Origin of the sequence: Bacillus cereus group sp. BfR-BA-01360, assembly GCF_022663595.1 — a bacterium.
GTDB classification, from domain to species: domain Bacteria; phylum Bacillota; class Bacilli; order Bacillales; family Bacillaceae_G; genus Bacillus_A; species Bacillus_A cytotoxicus.
Genome location: NZ_JAKUFV010000019.1, coordinates 18,891 through 40,994 on the forward strand (window position 1 = coordinate 18,891; position 22,104 = coordinate 40,994).

Consider the following 22,104-nt stretch of genomic DNA (forward strand, 5'->3'; position numbering starts at 1 on the left):
TGCAAGTAAATATGAGTATGACAGATCGATTATTGAACGGTTTAAACCCAGAACAGCAAAAAGCGGTACAAACAACAGAAGGCCCCCTTTTATTAATGGCGGGTGCAGGTAGTGGTAAAACACGCGTGTTAACGCACCGTATTGCATACTTACTTGGTGAGAAGGGGGTTGCACCGTGGAACATACTAGCAATTACCTTCACAAATAAGGCAGCTCGTGAAATGCGTGAACGTATCGATACACTTGTTGGACCTGAAGCAGAAGATATTTGGATTTCTACATTCCACTCTATGTGTGTACGCATTTTACGACGTGACATTGATCGTATTGGAATTAATCGAAACTTCACTATTTTAGATGCAAGCGATCAACTTACTGTTGTAAAAAAGATTATGAAAGAACGTAATATTGATCCGAAAAAATTCGATCCACGTTCTATTTTAGCTCGTATTAGTAATGCGAAAAATGAATTGTTATCTGCAGAGAAGTATGCAAAACAAATTTCAATTGCGGATCCATTTGAAAAATTATCAAGCGATGTGTATACAGAATATCAGAAGCGTCTTTTGAAAAATAATTCATTGGATTTTGATGATTTAATTATGACAACGATTCACCTGTTTGAGCGCGTACCTGAGGTATTGGAATTTTATCAACGTAAGTTTCAATATATTCATGTGGACGAGTATCAAGATACGAACAGAGCGCAATATATGCTTGTAAATAAATTGGCAGCGCGCTTTAAAAATCTTTGTGTTGTTGGTGATTCTGATCAGTCAATTTATCGTTGGCGTGGTGCGGATATTTCCAACATTCTTTCATTTGAAAAGGACTATGAGAACGCAAAGGTTATTTTGTTAGAACAAAACTACCGTTCCACAAAAAATATTTTAAATGCAGCGAATGCCGTTATTGAGAACAATATAAATCGTAAGCCAAAGAAATTATGGACAGAAAATCAAATTGGAAGCAAAATTTCATATTATCGAGCTGCAACGGAAAAAGATGAAGCATACTTTGTTGCGAAGAAAATTCGCGATGAAGTTCAAATGGGAAACAGAAAGTATACAGATTTTGCTGTATTATATCGTACGAATGCCCAATCTCGTATGGTCGAGGAGATTTTCTTGAAATCAAATATCCCATACAAAATTGTTGGCGGAATTAAGTTCTATGACCGTAAAGAAATTAAAGATATTTTGGCATATTTACGTCTTATTGCGAATCCGGATGATGAAATTAGCTTTGCGCGCATTATTAATGTGCCAAAACGCGGAATTGGTGCCACTTCCATTGATAAGATTATTAATTACGGTGTACAAAATGGAATTTCATTAACAACTGTATTAGATGAAATTGAACATGTTGGTGTGAGTGCGAAAGTTACAAAGGCTGTGAAAGAGTTTGCGGGTTTATTACACAATTGGGTAAACATGCAAGAATATTTATCAGTTACAGAATTAGTAGAAGAAGTAATTGAAAAAACGGGTTATCGCGACATGCTTAAGAATGAGCGAACTTTAGAATCTGAAGGCCGCTTAGAAAACTTAGACGAGTTTTTATCTGTTACACAAACATTTGAATCACAAAGTGAAGATAAGAGTTTAGTTGCGTTCTTAACAGACTTAGCACTTGTTGCAGATATCGATCGAGTGGATGAAGACCCAACTTCTGGTGAAGAAGTGATTTTAATGACAATGCATTCAGCGAAAGGGTTAGAGTTTCCAGTTGTCTTCATTATTGGCTTAGAGGAAGGGGTCTTTCCGCATACTCGTTCGCTTATGGAAGAGGATGAAATGCAAGAAGAACGCCGTCTTGCGTATGTAGGGATTACACGTGCGGAAGAAGAGCTATATTTATCGAATGCGCAAATGCGCACATTATTTGGTAGAACAAATATGAATGCAGCATCTCGATTTATTTCAGAAATTCCGACAGAACTAATTGAACCATTAAATGAAACAAAACCAAAAAGAGAAACATTTGGTGCAAAAGCAAAAGTGGCAGCGACAACGACACGTTCTCGTTCGCAGATTGTAAGGCCAACTGTGAAAACAACAGGAGGAGAGCAAATTGGTTGGGCAGTAGGCGATAAGGCGCTCCATCAAAAGTGGGGAGTCGGTACGGTTGTCAGTGTAAAAGGAGAAGGTGATGCAAAAGAATTAGATATTGCATTCCCAAGTCCGATTGGAATTAAACGATTATTAGCGAAATTTGCACCTGTGACGAAACAATAAGAAAGGAATGAGGATATGTCAAAAGAGGCGGTACAACAGCGTATAGAAGAACTTCGTGATCTTTTAAATACATTTAATTATCAATATCACGTATTAGACAATCCTTCTGTTTCTGATGCGGAATATGACCGCAATATGCAGGAGCTTATAAAATTAGAAACAGAAAACCCAGAATTTATAACGGAAGACTCTCCCTCTGTTCGTGTTGGGGGAGCTGTCCTTGATATATTTGAAAAGGTAACGCATAAATCACCGATGTTAAGTTTAGGAAATGCATTTAATGAAGGGGATTTACGTGATTTTGATCGCAGAGTTCGTCAAGGAATTGATGGTGTAAATGTAAGATATATTTGTGAATTGAAAATTGACGGCCTTGCAGTTTCTCTTCACTATGAAAAAGGCCGCTTTATTCAAGGTTCAACACGAGGCGATGGTATTACAGGCGAAGATATTACACAAAATTTAAAAACGATTAAGGCGATTCCTTTACGTTTGCAAGAAGAAGTAACGTTAGAAGTGCGAGGCGAGGCTTATATGCCGAAGCGTTCATTTGTAAAATTAAATGAAGAGAAAGAGCAAAATGGCGAAGCTGTATTTGCGAATCCTCGTAACGCAGCAGCAGGGTCTTTACGTCAACTGGATCCAAAAATCGCAGCAAAACGTAACTTATCTATGTTTGTATATGGACTAGCTGATATAGAAGGAAAAACAATTACATCTCATAGTGAAGCACTAGATTTCTTAGGAGAGCTAGGGTTTAAAACAAATCCGAATCGTCGCATCTGTGAGACAATTGAAGAAGTAATTGCTTATGTAGAAGAATGGCAAGAAAAACGTCCAAATCTTGATTATGAAATTGACGGTATCGTAATTAAAGTAGATGATGTAACATTGCAAGAACGTTTAGGAACGACTGCGAAGAGTCCAAGGTGGGCAATCGCTTATAAATTCCCAGCTGAAGAAGTTGTAACACGATTAACTGGTATCGAACTAAGTGTAGGACGTACAGGGGTTGTAACACCAACTGCAGAACTTGAACCAGTGCGAGTAGCTGGGACGATTGTTCGCCGTGCTTCTTTACATAATGAAGATTTAATTCGGGAAAAAGACATTCGCATTGGCGATTATGTCGTTGTGAAGAAGGCGGGCGATATTATTCCTGAGGTTGTGAATGTTGTTTTCGATAAACGAACTGGTAAAGAAGAAGCATACCATATGCCAACGCACTGTCCTACTTGTGATAGTGGGCTTGTCCGCTTAGAAGAAGAGGTGGCTCTTCGCTGTATTAATCCAGCTTGTCCAGCTCAAATTCGTGAAGGATTAATCCACTTTGTATCACGTAATGCGATGAATATTGATGGGCTAGGAGAACGCGTTATCACACAGCTATTTGAAGCAAATTATATTCGAACATTTGCGGACCTATATGGTTTAACGAAAGATCAGTTACTCCAGCTTGATCGCTTTGGTGAAAAATCAGCTTCTAATTTAGTACAAGCAATTGAAGCTTCGAAAGAAAACTCATTAGAACGATTGTTATTTGGATTAGGTATTCGCCATGTTGGAGCAAAAGCAGCACGAACATTAGCTGAACATTTTGAAACGATGGATAATCTTGTGAAAGCTGGGGAAGAAGAATTAAAGGCGATTAATGAGATCGGTGAAAAAATGGCGCAATCTATTGTTACGTACTTTGATAATGAAGATGTACTACACTTAATTCAACAGTTTAAAGACTATGGCGTTAATATGACATATAAAGGTATAAAGCGTGCTGATTTGCAAAATATCGCATCTTACTTTGCTGGAAAAACAGTTGTATTAACAGGTAAACTAGAAGTTATGGGACGAAGTGAAGCAAAGAAAAAAATTGAAGCATTAGGCGGAAAAGTAACGGGTAGTGTAAGTAAAAGTACTGACCTTGTCATAGCAGGTGAAGCGGCTGGATCGAAATTAGCACAGGCAGAGAAACATAATATTGAAATTTGGAATGAAGAGAGGTTCTTACAAGAGCTGAATAAGTAAGAGGTGCACTTACCATGAAAAAAATAGCATTAGCGGTATTGAGTCTTGGGCTACTTGTAAGTGGTTGTAGCACGGGACTAAAAAAAGAAGAGAAGATCGTGGAAAAATCAGGTGGGGCGAAAGAACAAGCCATTGTTCCGAAGTATTCTATTTCCGATGATTACTATAAAACGACCGTTCCGTTTGACCCAGGTGAGGCACGTGGCTTAGTTGTACAAGGGTTAAATAGTCGTTTGGATATAGATGAGTTCGAAACAGGTTTAATGCGTATTGCAAAAGAATCATTTAGTACAAAGGATTATTTATTTGGAGGCGGCAAAATTTTAACGGGCCAGAAGATTCAAATGCTTGTCAAAAGAAAACGGACAGATGCTGAACAAAAGGAACTGGAAGAAAAACTAAAAAAAGATGCCGTTAAATTTCCTAATATTGGTTTGAATCCGCCGTTACCAGAGGGGGCAGAGTCATTAGAGGTAAAACATAAAAAAGCCCCAATATACCTTTCTAACATTTTAGAACATGATTATTATGTGCAAAAGAATAACAAAGCTGAACTTGGTGGGGTTGTAGTTGGCTTAGCGATGAATTCAATTCAATATTATAATGAAGAGCACGGTTACCCACGTGAAAGTGAAATTTCAAAAAAAGTGATGTTAGAACAAGGAAAGAAAATGGCACAGGAAATTTTAAAAGAGATGCAAAAAGAGGATCCAAAGGTAAAAGAGGTTCCAGTTATCTTTGCTATTTATCGTCAAGGTCCAAAGTCGACACTTGTACCGGGAAACTTTTTGTCCTATGCTAAACTTGATAAAGGCAGCGATTCGATTGAAGAATGGAATCCAATTAATGAAAAGTATTACTTATTCCCTTCTGAAGCAGCGAAATCTGATAAACGTGAAGATCATGCCATGATGGATAACTTTAAGACGAATCTGAGCAAGTACTTTGAAGGAGATTACAGGGCTGTTGTGGGTACAGGATTTTATAAGGATGATGAATTAAAAGAGATGAAAGTGGATATTCCGGTTCAATTTAATGGAAAATCAGAAATTATCGGCTTTACTCAATATGTAGCTGGAAGTGTCATGCAGTACTTCCCAAACTATATGAAAGTACAAGTAACGATTAGGTCAGTTGAACATCCAGAAGCTGTGATTGTACGTGAAGCGAAGCAGGACGAACCGTTTGTGAAAATTTTAAATTAAAGAAAAAAGCTGTTCCATTCATGGAATAGCTTTTTTTCTTTAATAATTTTGTTATAATTTCTAATGTTACAAATAAAAGGATGAGGGGAAAAGAAATGGATGAATTAAGTCTTCAGGTTATCGTTTTACTAGTGGCTTTCGGCTTTTTAGCTTCTTTTATTGATTCTGTTGTTGGAGGAGGGGGATTAATTTCATTACCTGCACTTATGTTCGTAGGATTATCACCTGCTTCAGCGATTGCAACAAATAAATTAGCTTCAACAATGGGGGCATTCACAAGCACAATTTATTTTATTCGTTCAAAAAAAGTTGATTTTTGCATTGTAGGAAAGTTAATCCCATTAACTATTATGGGAGCAATTGCGGGAGCGTTAGTTGTAAAATGTATTCCCCCGGATATTTTACGGCCACTTGTATTAGTTATGTTGGTATTTATCGCCATTTATATTATTGTAAAAAAGGATTGGGGAAGCGTCTCTACTTATAAAAAGATGACAAAGGGAAAAGCTTTAATGTTTTACTTTGCAATTTTAATGATAGGATTTTATGATGGTTTTTTTGGTCCAGGTACCGGATCCTTTTTAATTTTTGCATTTTTATTAATTGGTTTAGATTTTATTCGAGCAGTTGCATCTGGAAAAGTTTTGAATTTTGTTAGTAATATTGTGTCTTTCTTTACATTTTTATTTTTAGATATTATTCATTTTGAATACGGTATTATTATGGGATTATCAATGATTATCGGAGCATATTTTGGGTCGAGATTTGCAGTGCAAAAAGGTGTTGGGTATGTCCGAACTTTATTTCTATTGGTGACGATTTTGTTAATTGGAAAAAATGTTTTAGAATATACGCATGTTTTTTAGGTTCATACTTTTGTATGAATCTTTTTACTATATTTTAAAAATTTATTAATTTTTAAAATATAAGTCTAGGAATATTTGAATAAATCTAAATTATCGTGTAGAATAATGTTGTAAAATGTAAACGTTTTTCTAAGGGGAGGCTAAAAAGAATGGTAGTAGCGTACAAACATGAGCCCTTTACAGATTTTTCAGTAGAGGCTAACAAATTAGCGTTTGAAGAAGGGTTAAAGAAAGTAGAATCTTATCTTGGACAAGACTATCCATTAATTATCGGGGGAGAAAAAATTACTACAGAAGATAAAATTGTTTCTGTAAACCCTGCGAATAAAGAAGAAGTTATTGGTAGCGTTTCAAAGGCTAGTCGCGAATTAGCTGAAAAAGCAATGCAAGTGGCTGATGAGACATTCCAAACTTGGAGAAAGTCGAAACCCGAAATGCGTGCAGACATTTTATTCCGCGCTGCAGCAATCGTTCGCCGTAGAAAACATGAGTTCTCTGCTATTCTTGTAAAAGAAGCAGGTAAACCATGGAATGAGGCAGATGCTGATACAGCAGAAGCAATTGATTTTATGGAATATTATGGACGTCAAATGTTGAAATTAAAAGACGGTATTCCAGTAGAAAGCCGTCCTATTGAATATAACCGTTTCTCTTATATTCCATTAGGAGTAGGTGTAATTATTTCACCTTGGAACTTCCCATTTGCAATTATGGCAGGAATGACAACAGCTGCGTTAGTTTCTGGTAATACAGTATTATTAAAACCAGCTAGTACAACACCTGTAGTAGCAGCGAAATTTATGGAAGTTTTAGAAGAAGCAGGCTTACCAGCAGGCGTAGTAAACTTTATCCCTGGTAGTGGTTCTGAAGTTGGTGACTATTTAGTAGACCATCCTCGTACGCGTTTCATTAGTTTCACTGGATCACGTGATGTAGGTATTCGTATTTACGAACGCGCTGCAAAAGTACACCCAGGTCAAATTTGGTTAAAACGCGTTATTGCTGAAATGGGTGGTAAAGATACAATCGTTGTTGATAAAGAAGCAGATCTTGAATTAGCAGCGAAATCTATCGTTGCATCCGCATTCGGATTCTCAGGACAAAAATGTTCTGCTTGCTCTCGTGCAGTCATCCATGAAGAGGTATACGATCAAGTATTAAATCGTGCAGTTGAATTAACAAAAGAATTAACTGTAGGTAACCCAGCTGAAAAAGGAACAAATATGGGACCAGTAAATGATCAAGCTGCATTTGATAAAGTGATGAGCTATGTTGCAATTGGTAAAGAAGAAGGGAAAATAGTAGCAGGTGGCGAAGGAGACGATTCTAAAGGATGGTTTATCCAGCCAACAATCGTTGCTGACGTTGCAGAAGATGCTCGCTTAATGAAAGAAGAAATCTTCGGACCAGTAGTAGCATTCTGTAAAGCAAAAGACTTTGATCATGCGCTTGCAATTGCAAATAATACAGAATACGGTTTAACAGGAGCAGTAATCTCTAACAACCGTGCACATATTGAAAAAGCACGTGAAGACTTCCATGTAGGTAACTTATACTTTAACCGTGGATGTACTGGAGCAATCGTAGGTTATCAACCATTCGGTGGCTTTAACATGTCTGGTACAGATTCTAAAGCTGGTGGTCCTGATTACTTAGTGCTTCATATGCAAGCAAAAACAACTTCTGAAATGTTATAAGAAGTAACAAAGAGAGCCTTTCCAAAATGTATAACTTTTGGACGGGTTCTTTTTACGTTTGTAATAGCAACATTTTTTGATTAAGCTGATCTATTGTCATTTTGTGTTGATATTAAAAGTTCATGGTTTTGTGCTCTTTTACGTAGGTCATGTTATGAAACGAATAGAATGCTACAAAATTTATTCAATTCGTCGTATTTTTCTGTATTATTTTTATGGAATTCCTGTATAATACAACTTGAAAGAAAATCTATGGTTAGGCAAGAGAACACTACTTTCAGTTTTATTGACTGAAAGTAGTGTTTTTATATTCACAAATATAGTAAAAAGGGTAATAGATAGAATTTTTTAGACGGGTAAAAATTCTTCTGTACTTATTACATCAGCATATCCTTCATTTAGACTTGCCAAAATGGTGTTATGAATATAGACAGCGGGAATAGTGGCGTTTTTAAAGAGAAGGTCTTTCGTCGCGCAAGCATCATGTATCACGGTGCAATGAAACCCAAAATCAAAAGCAGCTCTCACGGTAGCATCAATACACATATGTGTCATCATTCCGCATATAATAATACGCTCGATTTTTAATTTCTGTAGTTTCTGTAATAGATTTGTTTCTCGAAAGCTATTTGGATAGTGTTTTAAAATCACCGTTTCATTTTGTAAGGGACGAACGCTTTCGTGAATATGAACACCTTCTGTATTGGGGAGGAAGAAAGTTGCATGATCCCCAAAAGATACATGTTGAATATGAAAAATTGGTTGGTTTGTTTGTCGAAAATATTGTAATAATTGACGAGCGTACTCACTAGCTTCTACGGCATTACGTAATTCCATCTTTCCATTCGGAAAATAGTCATTTTGAATATCAACGAGTAACAGTGCTGTTTTCATATTATTTATCGTCCTCCACTATATTTCGTATTCATGTCATTTTATTCAATGAGGCAGGGATATTTTCCTTTGCAAAAGAGAATAAGAGAAGAATTTTACATTTGATTTGAAAATTCCAATAGAAAAATAATCGCTATACTTTAGGAATTTTATGTTGACTCTAACTTTTCTGAGTTTTATAATAAAAAATAATTAAATAACAATTAAATCGAGACATTCTTATCCAGAGAGGTGGAGGGACTGGCCCTATGATACCTCAGCAACGGGTTTTTTAATACCGTGCTAATTCCAGCAAGTCTAAAAAGGACTTGAAAGATGAGAAGATGTGAACGAGTATATTTAAAAGTGCTCTCCTTCTTATCTTTTATGACTGATAAGAAGGAGGGCGCTTTTTATTTTACCTCGGGAGGTCTACTTCAAGTTGCTATAGCATATGGGAGGGGAAAAAATGATTTCTTTTACAAATGTAAGTAAGGTATATGAATCTGGTGGAGAGCCTGTTCATGCAGTAGAAGATGTAACACTTTCGATTAAAAAGGGAGAAGTATTCGGTATTATTGGGTTTAGTGGCGCTGGAAAAAGCACATTATTACGCTTAGTTAATATGTTAGAAAGACCGACTTCAGGAACGGTTTCAATAGATGATAAAGACATTACATCTCTAACAACAAAGGAGTTACGACAGTTAAGACAAAGAATCGGAATGATTTTCCAAAGTTTTAATTTATTCAATTCAAGAACAGTGTTTGGGAATATTGCATATCCATTAAAGTTAGCGAAAGTACCGAAGAATGAGATAAAAGAAAGAGTAAATGAGCTGTTGGAATTTGTAGGATTAGAAGATAAAGCAAATTATTATCCAGAGCAATTGTCAGGGGGACAAAAACAACGTGTTGGAATTGCGAGAGCACTTGCTACATCACCAGATATTCTTATTTGTGATGAAGCAACATCGGCATTAGATCCTGAAACAACCACAGAAATTTTGAATCTATTAAAGAAAATAAACAAAGAATATAAATTAACAATTCTCCTCATTACACATGAAATGCAAGTTGTGAAAGAAATTTGTCACCGCGTGGCGGTTATGGAGAAAGGGAGAGTCATTGAAGAAGGGACATTATTTGATATCTTTACAAAACCAAAAACAAAAACGACTCAAAATTTTGTTCGTTCTGTTGTGAATGACCATTTACCAGAAAGTGTACTAGCAAAAATTCAAACTGGTGGACAAATTTATCGATTAACATTTACGGGTGAAGAGACAGGACAGCCGGTATTATCGTATATTGCCAAAAATTATAATGTGGATGTAAATGTGCTCTACGGAAACATTATTGAATTACAAAATGTGTTATTTGGAAATCTTCTTGTAGAACTGCAAGGTGAGCAAAAAGAAATTCAAAAAGCCTTACAATATCTCAGACTGCAAGTACAACTGAAGGAGGTTAAAGCACATGCGAGTTGATTGGAGTATATTTTGGCCACGGATTCTCGATGCGACAGGGGATACCCTTTTAATGGTAATTGTAACTCTTATATTTGCTACAATACTAGGTATACCTCTAGGTTTACTTTTATATGTGACAAGGAAAGGTAATTTTTTAGAAAATAAATTGGTCTTTTCTATTCTTAATATTGTTATTAATACGATTCGTCCAATTCCGTTTATTATCTTTTTAGTAGCTTTAAGTCCCATTACAAGAACTGTTATTGGAACAACAATCGGAACAGCTGCAGCGATTTTTCCAATGACACTTGTTGCTTCGATTGGAATTGCCAGAATGGTAGAAACAAATCTTGTTTCAGTACCGAAAGGAGTAATCGAGGCAGCGCAAGCAATGGGGGCATCACCATTAAGAATTGTGTTTGAAATTCTTGTTCCGGAGGCATTGGCACCATTAATTTTAGGGGTTACGTTTATGACTGTTGGTTTAATTGAGTTTTCAGCAGTGGCTGGGCTTGTTGGTGGCGGTGGTCTTGGTGATTTAGCAATGACATATGGTTATCAACGCTTTGATACATCGGTTATGTTCGTGACAGTTGTATTGCTTATTATTCTTGTACAATTAGCTCAACATCTAGGGAATTATTTCTCGAAAATATTTTTAAGAAGGTCATAAAGAAGAGAAGAGGGATAGAAGATGAAAAAGATATTAGCATTTGCATTATCAGCAATTGTAGGAATTACCGCTTTGAGTGGTTGCTCAAATGGGGATGCTGAAGCGAAAGAAAAGGAGAAGGTCGTTCGCATCGGTGTAACAGGAACGGATGGAGAAGCTTGGAGCATTCTTCAGAAGAAAGCTGAGAAAGAAGGTATGAAAATCAAACTTGTGGAGTTCTCTGATTATACAACGCCAAATAAAGCATTAGCTGATGGGGATATTGAATTGAATGCATTTCAACATATTGCCTTTTTAGAGCAGTTTAAAAAGGAACATAAATTAGATATTACAGCTGTAGGTACAACGCAAATTGCACCAATGGGATTATTCTCTGAAAAGTATAAAAAACCAAATGACATTCCAAATGGTTCAGAAATTGCTATTCCGAATGATCCAACGAATCAAGCACGTGCCTTAAAACTTCTTGATGCAGCGGGCCTATTAAAATTGAAAAAAGATTTCGGTTTATTCGGCGATCCAAGTGGTATTGCTGAAAATCCAAAAAAATTAAAAATTACACCAGTTATTGCGCAGCAAACCCCTCGTGTATTAAAGGATGTAGCAGCTTCCGTTATTAACAATGGTGTAGCTGGTCAAGCTGGTTTAAATCCAGCGAAAGATCCTATTTTCTTAGAAGATCCAAAAAACGACAGTGCGAAAGCGTATATTAACATCTTCGCAGCTCGTACGAAAGATAAAGATGATCCAACAATCAAAAAAGTGATTAAATTATACCATTCAAAAGAAGTAACAGATGCAATTAAGAAAGAAACGAAGGATGGTTCGATCTCAGTAGATCTTTCACTTGATGAAATAGAAAAAATTGTTAAATGATAGTGCGTTTAACGGATTAACAGAAGGAACCCCTCCGCTGTTAGTCTGTTCAACATATAATCTTACTTAACAGATGAAACCCTAATTTTTTGTATCTTCCAATTCTGTATACCATAAAAAATAACGTCTGTGAAGGAGAGTGGAGAGATCAGGAGTTTTCCTGTTCTCTCTTATTTTGGTTAGTCAAAGAAACTAGCTAAATATAAGGTGATCCAAATCATAGAAGGATAGGAGAGTAAGCTGAAAATTAGTATAAGGACTAGTTTCTTTTTTGGAACTTGTATTAAAGAAAATAAGTAGAGGGAAAATAGTCCAATGATAAATGCTGATATCACTCCAGGGTTGTATGCGCGATACATGAAAAATAAAATCATATGTTGAACAGCGTTAAAGAAAATAGCACCTTGTATAAAAATAATCCAGTAAATAGAAGAGATAATATGAAGTTGATAGAGAATGATAAAGAGCAGAACAATGGTTGTTAATATACAAATTGCTATTAGAAATTGATGCGTATTTATGAAGTTGATAGAGAATTGATTAGCGAGATATTGAGGCATACTAATAGATTCTTCAAGATTATGAATGAAAAATAATAAGGGAATAATCCAAATTATCATATTGGTAGATACATGTTTTGCTTTAGGTGTTTTAATCAAATCGATCATCTCCGAGTAAAGGAATAGAAAGCCCTTAAGGAGAGGGCTTCCCATATTGTTATTCGATAGTAATACTTTAATAGGTAAAGCTATACTGAGCCTCGTTAATCATCATTTTTTCAGGATTTACAACAATGTGAATTTATCCCGCTATTTTAGGGCAGTAAGACTCCCACCTCAAGATTCAGAGAGAAGCAAGGAAGATAGGTGGGAGTAGGGCTGCCCGTAACAGCCCGATTGGTGAGGGCTCATAATCAGTGGGAGATGAAGAAAAACCCCACTGATTAAAGTTTCACTTTATTATATCACGATTGGAAAAAAGTTCTCGTATTTCTTCTAGTTGCTTGAGTGTGTTTGTTAATTCATCCATGATATCATCTGTAGGAAAGGGATACCGAGTAAAGGTTGTGCCACAGGACGGGCAACTTTTAATACTTTTCTGTTAATAGAAAAGAGTTTTTCCATCCACCATCCGAGCATGTCAAGAAAACTTAACATAGCAAGTGTTTCACTCGTTGGTGCACAGTCAATAACGATAACGCCATATATTTTTTTGATTAATTCGAAAATAAGTTGTGAAGTGAGAAAATTTTATGATAGATTAATAAAGAGAAAAAATTACATAAAAATCCATGATGATAAATATATTTATCTATAATGGATATGCAGCTATAAGGGGGAGAACAATGAGAAGGAGAAATACGCAAGCGTTCACGTTTTTAGCATGGACTTCGTTTGTTTGTGCGCTTTCAGGTATGTTGATTGGTATTTATACACTAGATGAAACGCTTAGTGTAAAAGGATACTATTTAATAGGTACATTGTTTTTAACAATGTCATGTTTTGTACTTCAAAAAACAATTCGTGATAATGAAGAAGATAACGAAAGATTTCCGAAAAATAAACCATTAGATAAAGAGTGATTTACGAGAAAGGCAAAAGCCTTTCTTTTTTTATGTAAAAGTGCTATAAGTGCCATGTGTTGACTTGCTTGAAGTACTGAAAATTTGGTATCATCAATAGTATTGTAGATTGCACGATATATTATGGAGGTGGCCTAGCCGTGTCAAGAATTTCCGTTGAGAATGTAAAGCATGTAGCGCATTTAGCGCGTCTTGCCATTACAGATCAAGAAGCAGAAAAGTTTCAAAAACAACTCGATGCAATTGTTACTTTTGCAGAACAGTTAAATGAATTGGATACAACAAATGTCAAACCAACAACTCACGTATTAACGATGAGAAATGTTATGCGTGAAGATGTACCAGAACAAGGTTTACCAGTAGAAGAAGTATTAAAAAATGCACCGGATCACAAAGAGAATCAAATCCGTGTTCCAGCAGTATTAGAATAGGGGGGGAATTTCGATGTCATTATTTGATCATTCTGTATCAGAGTTACATAAGAAATTAAACAACAAAGAAATTTCCGTTACGGATTTAGTAGAAGAGTCTTACAAACGTATTGCGGATGTTGAAGATAACGTAAAAGCGTTTCTTACATTAGATGAAGAAAACGCACGTGCGAAAGCGAAAGAATTAGATGCAAAAATTGGTGCTGAAGATAATGGTCTATTATTCGGTATGCCAATCGGTGTTAAAGATAACATTGTAACAAAAGGTCTTCGTACAACTTGTGCAAGCAAAATGTTAGCAAACTTTGATCCAATTTATGATGCGACAGTTGTGCAGAAGTTAAACGAAGCTGACACAATTACAATCGGTAAATTAAATATGGACGAGTTTGCAATGGGTTCTTCCAATGAAAACTCTGGTTTTTATGCTACGAAAAATCCATGGAATTTAGAATATGTTCCAGGTGGCTCTAGCGGTGGTTCTGCAGCAGCAGTTGCAGCTGGAGAAGTATTATTCTCTCTAGGTTCTGATACAGGCGGTTCCATCCGTCAGCCAGCTGCATATTGCGGTGTTGTAGGTTTAAAACCAACTTATGGACGTGTATCTCGTTATGGTTTAGTCGCATTTGCATCTTCACTTGATCAAATCGGACCAATTACACGTACTGTAGAAGACAATGCGTACTTATTACAAGCTATTTCAGGTGTTGACCGTATGGATGCAACTTCTGCAAATATTGAAGTAGGTAACTATTTAGCTGGTTTAACAGGCGATGTAAAAGGTTTACGTATTGCTGTACCAAAAGAATATTTAGGAGAAGGTGTTGGTGAAGAAGCTCGTGAGTCCGTACTAGCTGCTTTAAAAGTGTTAGAAGGTATGGGCGCAACTTGGGAAGAAGTATCCCTTCCGCACTCTAAATACGCGCTAGCAACGTACTACTTAATTTCTTCTTCTGAAGCGTCTTCTAATCTGTCACGCTTTGATGGCGTACGCTACGGTGTTCGTTCTGATAATGTGAATAACTTAATGGATCTTTACAAAAATACGCGTAGTGAAGGGTTCGGAGACGAAGTAAAACGTCGTATTATGCTCGGTACATTTGCACTTAGCTCTGGTTACTATGATGCATATTACAAAAAAGCACAACAAGTACGTACATTAATTAAAAATGACTTTGAAAATGTATTTGCAAATTACGATGTGATTATTGGACCAACAACGCCAACTCCAGCGTTTAAAGTAGGCGAAAAAATTGATGATCCAATGACAATGTATGCAAATGACATTTTAACAATCCCAGTAAACTTAGCAGGTGTTCCAGCGATTTCTGTTCCATGTGGATTCGGCGCTAATAATATGCCGCTTGGTTTGCAAATCATTGGTAAACATTTCGATGAAGCGACAATTTACCGCGTTGCACATGCATTTGAGCAAGCAACAGACTATCATACAAAAAAAGCAAGTCTGTAAGGAGGCGAGCATAGATGAATTTTGAAACAATTATTGGTTTAGAGGTTCACGTTGAGTTAAAAACAAATTCGAAAATTTTCTCTGCGAGTCCAACAGAATTCGGAGCGGATCCAAATACACAAACAAGTGTAATTGATTTAGGATACCCAGGGGTACTTCCAACTTTAAACAAAGAGGCAGTCAACTTTGCAATGAAAGCTGCAATGGCTTTAAACTGTGAAATCGCAACAGAAACGAAGTTTGACCGCAAGAACTATTTCTATCCAGATAATCCGAAAGCATACCAAATCTCTCAATTTGATAAACCAATTGGGCAAAATGGTTGGATTGAAATCGAAGTAGGCGGTCAAAAGAAACGAATCGGTATTACTCGTCTTCATTTAGAAGAAGATGCAGGTAAATCAACACATACAGGTGAAGGTTACTCATTAGTAGACTACAATCGTCAAGGCCTTCCGTTAATTGAGATCGTATCTGAGCCAGATATGCGTACGCCAGAAGAAGCATATGCATACTTAGAAAAATTAAAATCAATCATTCAATACACTGGTGTATCTGATTGTAAGATGGAAGAAGGTTCTCTTCGCTGTGATGCAAACATTTCTCTTCGTCCAGTAGGGCAAGAGAAGTTTGGTACAAAAGCAGAACTAAAAAACTTAAACTCTTTCACTTATGTTCAAAAAGGTCTTGAGTTTGAACAAGCTCGTCAAGAAAAAGAATTACTATCCGGTGGTATTATTCAACAAGAAACACGTCGTTATGATGAAGCTACAAAGAAAACAATCTTAATGCGTGTAAAAGAAGGATCTGACGATTATCGTTACTTCCCAGAACCGGATTTAGTTGAACTTTATATTGATGAGGAATGGAAAGAACAAGTTCGTGCTTCCATTCCTGAACTTCCAGATGCTCGTAAAGCACGTTATGTTGCAGAACTTGGTCTGCCAGCTTACGATGCACACGTATTAACATTAACAAAAGAAATGTCTGATTTCTTTGAGGAAACAGTTGCAGGCGGTGCAGATGCGAAGTTAGCATCAAACTGGCTAATGGGTGAAGTGCTTGCATATTTAAACAAACAACAAAAAGAATTAAAAGATGTAGCTTTAACACCTGCTGGGCTATCTAAAATGATTCAATTAATCGAGAAAGGTACGATTTCTTCTAAAATTGCGAAGAAAGTATTTAACGAGTTAATTGAAAAAGGTGGAGACCCAGAAGAAATCGTGAAAGCAAAAGGTCTTGTTCAAATTTCTGATGAAGGTACACTTCGTAAGATTGTAACAGAAATCCTTGATAATAATGCACAATCTATTGAAGACTTTAAAAACGGTAAAGACCGTGCAATTGGTTTCTTAGTTGGTCAAATTATGAAAGCGACAAAAGGACAAGCAAACCCACCGCTTGTGAATAAAATCTTACTAGAAGAAATAAATAAGCGATAAAAAGAAAAACATAGGCGGTTCGATTAGAAGAAGGAGGCGTTGGAGCCTTCGAAAGAGAAGTGTTTTTTGCTTCACTACAGGAGGAGAAACGCCTGATCCTTCTAGCTGCAAGAACTAGTCCGTAATGAAAGATCAAGGAAAAAAACACCCGCATGTGGGTGTTTTTTTCTGTAAAATGTGGGAAAATGTTTGTATAGCAACTATGGTATGATAGTTGCAAAAAGGTGGGAATAATGATACATCTAGACATATAAAGTTTTTTATCTTATGAAAAATAGATCATTAAGATTCCCATGTTTTCCATAAAACAAACAGTAATAGCGATGAAGAATGGTAGGATTTGCGAATGCATAGCGATATGAATCCTGGTTCTTACTTGTCCTTTTAAATTGGGATAAAAGAAGGATATGGAGATGAGAGGAGGCAGGCATAGGAAGGCTGGAGAAAAGTTGGATATATTCTTTTTTCTGAATTGATGAATGAGAAAATTCCTGTGCTAATACATGATGAAACGAGCAAGAATAATTTATAATCCTACTTCTGGTCGTGAGTTATTTAAAAAGCATTTACCAGAAGTATTACAGAAATTAGAACAAGCTGGATATGAAACATCTTGTCACGCGACAACAGGTCCTGGAGACGCAACAATTGCGGCGAGGCAAGCGGCAAAGCGTAAATTTGATGTAGTCATTGCAGCAGGCGGTGATGGGACTTTAAATGAAGTGGTAAATGGTTTAGTAGAGCAGGAACATCGTCCGAAGTTTGGAATTATTCCAGTTGGAACAACGAATGATTTTGCACGTGCTATTGGTGTCCCACGTTCTATTGAAGAAGCGGCAGATATTATCTGTGAAGGGAAAACGGTCCCGTTAGATCTTGGTAGAGCAAACGATACATATTTTATTAATATTGCTGGAGGCGGACGTATTACAGAGTTAACGTATGAAGTGCCGAGCAAATTAAAAACAGTGCTAGGACAATTAGCATATTACTTAAAAGGAATTGAAATGTTACCGTCATTACATCCAACGTATGTTGAGATTGAGTATGATGGAAAGTTGCTGCAAGAAGAAATTACGATGTTTTTAATTACAAATACACGTTCAGTAGGTGGATTTGAAAAGGTAGCACCATATGCTTCTATTAATGATGGGTTATTTGACTTGTTAGTACTGAAAAAAGGATCAATAGCGGATTTAATTAAAGCGGCAACTCAAGCGCAGCGCGGTGAGCATATTAACAATCCAAAAGTATTATATACGCAAGCAAATCGTATTAAGGTGCATTCGCCTGATAAGTTAATGATCAACTTAGATGGTGAATACGGTGGAGATGCACCGATGGAGTTTGAAAACATCTATCATTGCTTAGAACTATTTGTTCCTGAGCAGAAAGAGGACGCCTTATAATGGCATCCTCTTTTTTAATAGCTTATTATTGCTTTGTATCATACATATAGGCGCGTGTCCATGGAATATCATCATTAATCCCTTTAGTAAATACGAATTGGTGTAAGTCGATATTGCCAGTATAGAATGAAGCTGCGCAAGCATTTAAATAGAGGCGCCACATCCGGATGAAGCGTTCATCTTTCGTTTTGCGAATTTCATCAAGTGCATTTTCGAAATTTTTGGCCCAGTGTTCCAATGTTTTACCGTAGTGTCTTCGTAAACTTTCCACATCCACGAGGAACATTTTTTGATTCGTGATGTTTGTAATTAATTCACTAACAGCTGGAACGTATCCGCCAGGGAAGATATATTTTTCAATCCATCCATTTGTAGCTCCATCTGTTGGGGAAGTAATACAATGTAGTACAGAAACACCACCGTCTGCTAATAGACGATTTACTGTATGAAAATATTCAGTAATACGATCTTTTCCCACATGTTCAATCATACCAACACTTACAATTTTGTCGAACTTGCGATTTGTAATGTCACGATAATCAAGTAAGGCAACTTCCACTAAATCAGTAAGGCCTTCTTGCTTAATTTTTTCAGTAGTTTTTGCGTATTGTTCTTCACTTAATGTTACGCCCATTGCCTTCACGCCATATTGTTTCGCGGCTGCTGTAATCAGTTCTCCCCATCCGCATCCGATATCTAACAAAGTATCTCCTTTACGCAGATTTAATTTTTTTAGAATGTGATTTACTTTATTATGTTGAGCTGTTGTTAAGGGGTCATCAGGATGCTGAAAATAAGCACAAGAATACGTCATTGTGTCATCAAGCCATAATTTATAAAAGTCGTTTCCAATATCATAGTGATGAGTAATGTCTTCTTTGTTTTTCTTCTTTGAAAAATTCCATTTACTTGTGAAGTATTGCAACTTACTATTTCCTAAAAAGCTTTCTTGGCTCTTGTAAATGGACTCAATCGCTTTTTCAAGATCACCCTTTAATTCAATATCTCCATTCATATAAGCTTCGCCGAATGCAATCGATGGGTCGTTGGCAAGTTCTTTTTTGGAAAGGGGTTTATGGAATGTAATTTGAAATAGAGGTTCTCCTTCACCATATTGAACTGTTTTTCCATCCCAAAGTGTCACTTCAATAGGGTCTGAAAAGAGATTTTCTAATATTTTTCGATAAAACATTTCTTCAACCATATAAACATCTCCTATAATAATATAAAAATTGTAGGAAACTATCATGATAGTTAATAAAGTTAAATAATTAGCTCATTACGATGAAAGTAATTCTACGCCTTTCCAAAATGATAGTCAAATGATTCGATTTAGATTGTAAATTGGAAGTTTGTTTGTTTTTTATGGCATCTTTACAATATATTCATTTTTTATCCATATTTCCTTGTTACAATGGGAGAGAGAAGAAGAGAAAGGTGGGGGGTTATGGAGAAGATCAAAGCAATATTATTTGATAAAGATGGTACATTAATGGATTTTCATTCCGTTTGGGTAAAAGTGGCCGGAGAACTTGTCGCTCAACTTATAAAGGTATATGATTTACCACAATCTTTACAACAAACGCTTTTAAGTGAAATAGGTGTAGAAGAAAATTTTGTTCATCCTGAGAGTGCCTTAGCAGCTGGAACAAGTCGTGATGTAGCAAAAGTATTTTGTGAATATATTTCATCAGAAAAAGAAGAGAATATGTCTCAGTGGGTGAGTCAGCAATTATTTACTCTTATGTATGAACACCGCTCTCATATGAAAATGACCGCGAATATTCCGGAAATTTTGCAAGCGTTGAAAGATAGAGAATTTATTTTAGGTGTTGTAACAGCTGATGATTTAGCGCCAACAGAATTATTCTTGAAGCAATATCAATTGGAATCTTTCTTTGATTGTATAATTACTTCTGACACTTTCCCAGCACAAAAACCAGATAAAAAAATTATAGAATTCATTTGCGAAAGATTTCATCTCATACCGTCAGAAATTGCTGTTATTGGAGATACCCCAACAGATTTACATTTAGCGAAAAATAGCGGGGATTGTTATGCGATTGGTGTGCTATCTGGGACTGGGGATTATCAAACTTTAGCACCGCTTGCCGATCTTATATTAGATTCGGTAGGAGATCTAATTTCAAGTTCTGGTACACTTCTTTTTGAACAAGTAAAGCCTAATAGGTAAATAAAATAAGTCTATACTGACTTGAAATAAGTCGTTATAGACTTATTTTTTATGTTGAAATATAAAGAAAAAGGGAAGAATGCTAGGATCATAAGTTGGCATACATTTTGCAATGGATATAAGAAAAAACATTGTATAGAAAAGGATGGGAAAAACGATGAGTATAAAAAAATATGCAAAAGTAAATGAGCAAATTCCAGGGCCAAAAGCAGCTTCTTTATTAGAACGTCGTCAAAATATTATACCAAGAGGTGTGAGTAATGGGATTTCAACGTTTGTACAATCAGCAGATGGAGCACTTGTAACAGATGTCGATGGAAATCAATTCATTGATTTTGCAGGTGCGATTGGAACGATTAATGTAGGGCATTGTCATCCAGCAGTAACAGAAGCGCTTCATAAACAAGTAGATCAATATATTCATACTGGCTTTAATGTTATGATGTATGAACCGTATATTGAGCTAGCAGAGAAATTAGCTAGATTAGCACCAGGAAATTTTGATAAGCAAGTATTATTTTTAAATAGCGGTGCGGAAGCAGTTGAAAATGCGGTGAAGATTGCTCGTAAATATACGAGAAGATCTGGTATCATTGCATTTTCAAAAGGATTTCATGGTCGCACATTAATGACAATGACGATGACAAGTAAAGTGAAACCGTATAAATTTGGCTTTGGACCATTTGCCCCTGAAGTATATAAAGCGCCGTTTCCATATGAGTATCGCCGTCCAGAAGGGTTAACAGATGAGCAATATGATAACTTTATGATTGAAGAATTGAAGAACTTCTTCCTATCAGAAGTAGCTCCAGAAAGCATAGCTGCTGTTGTAATGGAACCTGTTCAAGGTGAGGGTGGTTTTATCGTTCCAAGTAAAAAGTTTGTTCAAGAAGTACGTCGTCTTTGCTCGGAATATGACATTTTATTTGTAGCTGATGAAATTCAAACAGGATTTAGCCGGACAGGAAAATATTTTGCAATTGATCATTACGATGTTGTACCAGATTTAATTACGGTTTCTAAGTCACTAGGGGCTGGAGTACCAATTAGTGGAGTTATTGGTCGTAAGGAGATAATGAATGAGGCAGCACCAGGCGAGCTTGGAGGAACGTACGCGGGAAGTCCACTTGGCTGCGTAGCCGCATTAGCTGTTTTAGATATTATTGAGAAAGAAAAGTTAAATGATCGAGCTATGCATATTGGGAAAATTGTGATGGAACGATTTGAAGAGATGAAGAAGAAATATCATTGTATTGGTCATGTTCGTGGATTAGGGGCAATGTGTGCATTTGAGCTTGTGAAAGATCGCAGTACGAAAGAGCCTGATAAAGCTTTAACTGCAAACTTATGTGCTGAAGCGAATAAACGTGGCTTGCTTTTATTATCAGCGGGAACTTATGGAAATGTCATTCGTGTTCTTATGCCGCTCATTATTACAGATGAGCAATTGGAAGAAGGGCTTACAATTATTGAAGAATCTTTACAATCTTGTTATACACAAGCAAATATGGCTCGGGTATAAAGGGTGGATGTACCGATAACACAGTTGCAATTATTCTAGTTTACCGCCTTAAAAATACAGAAAATTCCCTTAAATTAAGTTTTAGATTTATAATAGAATATAAGAGGTAAATAATTGGAGTAAGGGA

General features: G+C 36.3%; 18 protein-coding genes, 1 pseudogene and 1 riboswitch. Of the genes and pseudogenes, 15 read left to right on the forward strand and 4 right to left on the reverse strand.

What is annotated here, in order from left to right; all coding sequences use genetic code 11:
* Nucleotides 1-11 precede the first annotated feature (11 nt).
* The 5 genes from pcrA (at nt 12) to pruA (ending at nt 8,030) form a co-directional block, all read left to right on the forward strand.
* Nucleotides 12-2,237, forward strand: coding sequence for a DNA helicase PcrA (gene pcrA, locus MR056_RS16110; protein WP_140388379.1), 2,226 nt, complete (start codon nt 12-14; stop codon nt 2,235-2,237).
* Nucleotides 2,238-2,252: 15 nt separating this feature from the next.
* Entirely contained in the window at nt 2,253-4,262 is a 2,010-nt protein-coding gene (ligA, locus tag MR056_RS16115; RefSeq protein ID WP_011983408.1) for an NAD-dependent DNA ligase LigA, read from the forward strand.
* 14 nt (nt 4,263-4,276) lie between these two features.
* Complete coding sequence (locus tag MR056_RS16120; RefSeq protein ID WP_011983409.1) at nt 4,277-5,467, forward strand: CamS family sex pheromone protein; 1,191 nt, start codon at nt 4,277-4,279, stop codon at nt 5,465-5,467.
* Nucleotides 5,468-5,562: 95 nt separating this feature from the next.
* The gene (locus tag MR056_RS16125; protein WP_087097580.1) at nt 5,563-6,333 is read left to right on the forward strand and encodes a TSUP family transporter; all 771 of its coding nucleotides are present in this window, start codon (nt 5,563-5,565) and stop codon (nt 6,331-6,333) included.
* Between the two features lie 149 nt (nt 6,334-6,482).
* Nucleotides 6,483-8,030: an L-glutamate gamma-semialdehyde dehydrogenase gene (pruA, locus tag MR056_RS16130; protein ID WP_087097582.1), complete on the forward strand. Its 1,548-nt coding sequence runs from the start codon at nt 6,483-6,485 to the stop codon at nt 8,028-8,030.
* Nucleotides 8,031-8,378: 348 nt separating this feature from the next.
* Here pruA and MR056_RS16135 read toward each other — a convergent pair whose 3' ends face one another.
* Nucleotides 8,379-8,924: a cysteine hydrolase family protein gene (locus tag MR056_RS16135; RefSeq protein ID WP_011983412.1), complete on the reverse strand. Its 546-nt coding sequence runs from the start codon at nt 8,922-8,924 to the stop codon at nt 8,379-8,381.
* 216 nt (nt 8,925-9,140) lie between these two features.
* A riboswitch (SAM riboswitch) is annotated at nt 9,141-9,246 on the forward strand.
* 126 nt (nt 9,247-9,372) lie between these two features.
* Between MR056_RS16135 and MR056_RS16140 the strand changes: the two genes are divergently transcribed.
* From MR056_RS16140 to MR056_RS16150, 3 genes are read left to right on the forward strand one after another with little or no spacing between them, the layout of a single operon-like run.
* Nucleotides 9,373-10,392, forward strand: a complete 1,020-nt coding sequence (locus MR056_RS16140; protein ID WP_048724297.1) for a methionine ABC transporter ATP-binding protein — start codon at nt 9,373-9,375, stop codon at nt 10,390-10,392.
* The gene (locus MR056_RS16145) at nt 10,382-11,047 is read left to right on the forward strand and encodes a methionine ABC transporter permease (RefSeq protein WP_048724296.1); all 666 of its coding nucleotides are present in this window, start codon (nt 10,382-10,384) and stop codon (nt 11,045-11,047) included. The genes MR056_RS16140 and MR056_RS16145 overlap by 11 nt, the downstream gene beginning before the upstream one ends.
* 21 nt (nt 11,048-11,068) lie before the next feature.
* Nucleotides 11,069-11,923, forward strand: coding sequence for a MetQ/NlpA family ABC transporter substrate-binding protein (locus MR056_RS16150; RefSeq protein WP_011983415.1), 855 nt, complete (start codon nt 11,069-11,071; stop codon nt 11,921-11,923).
* A 179-nt stretch (nt 11,924-12,102) separates the two neighbouring features.
* Here MR056_RS16150 and MR056_RS16155 read toward each other — a convergent pair whose 3' ends face one another.
* Both MR056_RS16155 and MR056_RS16160 read right to left on the reverse strand, forming a co-directional pair.
* On the reverse strand, nt 12,103-12,582 hold the full coding sequence (locus MR056_RS16155; RefSeq protein WP_087097584.1) for an HXXEE domain-containing protein: 480 nt from the start codon (nt 12,580-12,582) through the stop codon (nt 12,103-12,105).
* A 301-nt stretch (nt 12,583-12,883) separates the two neighbouring features.
* Nucleotides 12,884-13,128 (reverse strand): annotated as a pseudogene (locus tag MR056_RS16160) (ArsA-related P-loop ATPase); the annotation flags it as partial.
* Between the two features lie 140 nt (nt 13,129-13,268).
* On the opposite strand from MR056_RS16160, the gene MR056_RS16165 reads away from it, so the two are divergent.
* From MR056_RS16165 to MR056_RS16185, 5 genes are all read left to right on the forward strand, one after another.
* On the forward strand, nt 13,269-13,505 hold the full coding sequence (locus MR056_RS16165; protein WP_001254393.1) for a YiaA/YiaB family inner membrane protein: 237 nt from the start codon (nt 13,269-13,271) through the stop codon (nt 13,503-13,505).
* Between the two features lie 140 nt (nt 13,506-13,645).
* On the forward strand, nt 13,646-13,936 hold the full coding sequence (gene gatC, locus MR056_RS16170; RefSeq protein ID WP_011983418.1) for an Asp-tRNA(Asn)/Glu-tRNA(Gln) amidotransferase subunit GatC: 291 nt from the start codon (nt 13,646-13,648) through the stop codon (nt 13,934-13,936).
* A gap of 13 nt (nt 13,937-13,949) precedes the next feature.
* On the forward strand, nt 13,950-15,407 hold the full coding sequence (gene gatA / locus MR056_RS16175) for an Asp-tRNA(Asn)/Glu-tRNA(Gln) amidotransferase subunit GatA (RefSeq protein WP_087097587.1): 1,458 nt from the start codon (nt 13,950-13,952) through the stop codon (nt 15,405-15,407).
* A gap of 14 nt (nt 15,408-15,421) precedes the next feature.
* Complete coding sequence (gatB, locus tag MR056_RS16180) at nt 15,422-16,852, forward strand: Asp-tRNA(Asn)/Glu-tRNA(Gln) amidotransferase subunit GatB (RefSeq protein WP_011983420.1); 1,431 nt, start codon at nt 15,422-15,424, stop codon at nt 16,850-16,852.
* A 503-nt stretch (nt 16,853-17,355) separates the two neighbouring features.
* Nucleotides 17,356-18,261 carry a diacylglycerol kinase gene (locus tag MR056_RS16185; RefSeq protein ID WP_011983421.1) on the forward strand — a complete coding sequence of 302 codons (906 nt, stop codon included), beginning with the start codon at nt 17,356-17,358 and terminating at the stop codon, nt 18,259-18,261.
* Between the two features lie 25 nt (nt 18,262-18,286).
* On the opposite strand, the gene MR056_RS16190 is transcribed toward MR056_RS16185, so the two are convergent.
* Nucleotides 18,287-19,465 (reverse strand): SAM-dependent methyltransferase, encoded by a 1,179-nt coding sequence (locus MR056_RS16190; protein WP_087097589.1) that lies wholly within the window; start codon nt 19,463-19,465, stop codon nt 18,287-18,289.
* Between the two features lie 243 nt (nt 19,466-19,708).
* Between MR056_RS16190 and MR056_RS16195 the strand changes: the two genes are divergently transcribed.
* Entirely contained in the window at nt 19,709-20,455 is a 747-nt protein-coding gene (locus MR056_RS16195; RefSeq protein WP_087097591.1) for an HAD family hydrolase, read from the forward strand.
* A 157-nt stretch (nt 20,456-20,612) separates the two neighbouring features.
* Entirely contained in the window at nt 20,613-21,977 is a 1,365-nt protein-coding gene (gabT, locus tag MR056_RS16200; RefSeq protein WP_011983424.1) for a 4-aminobutyrate--2-oxoglutarate transaminase, read from the forward strand.
* Nucleotides 21,978-22,104 lie beyond the last annotated feature (127 nt).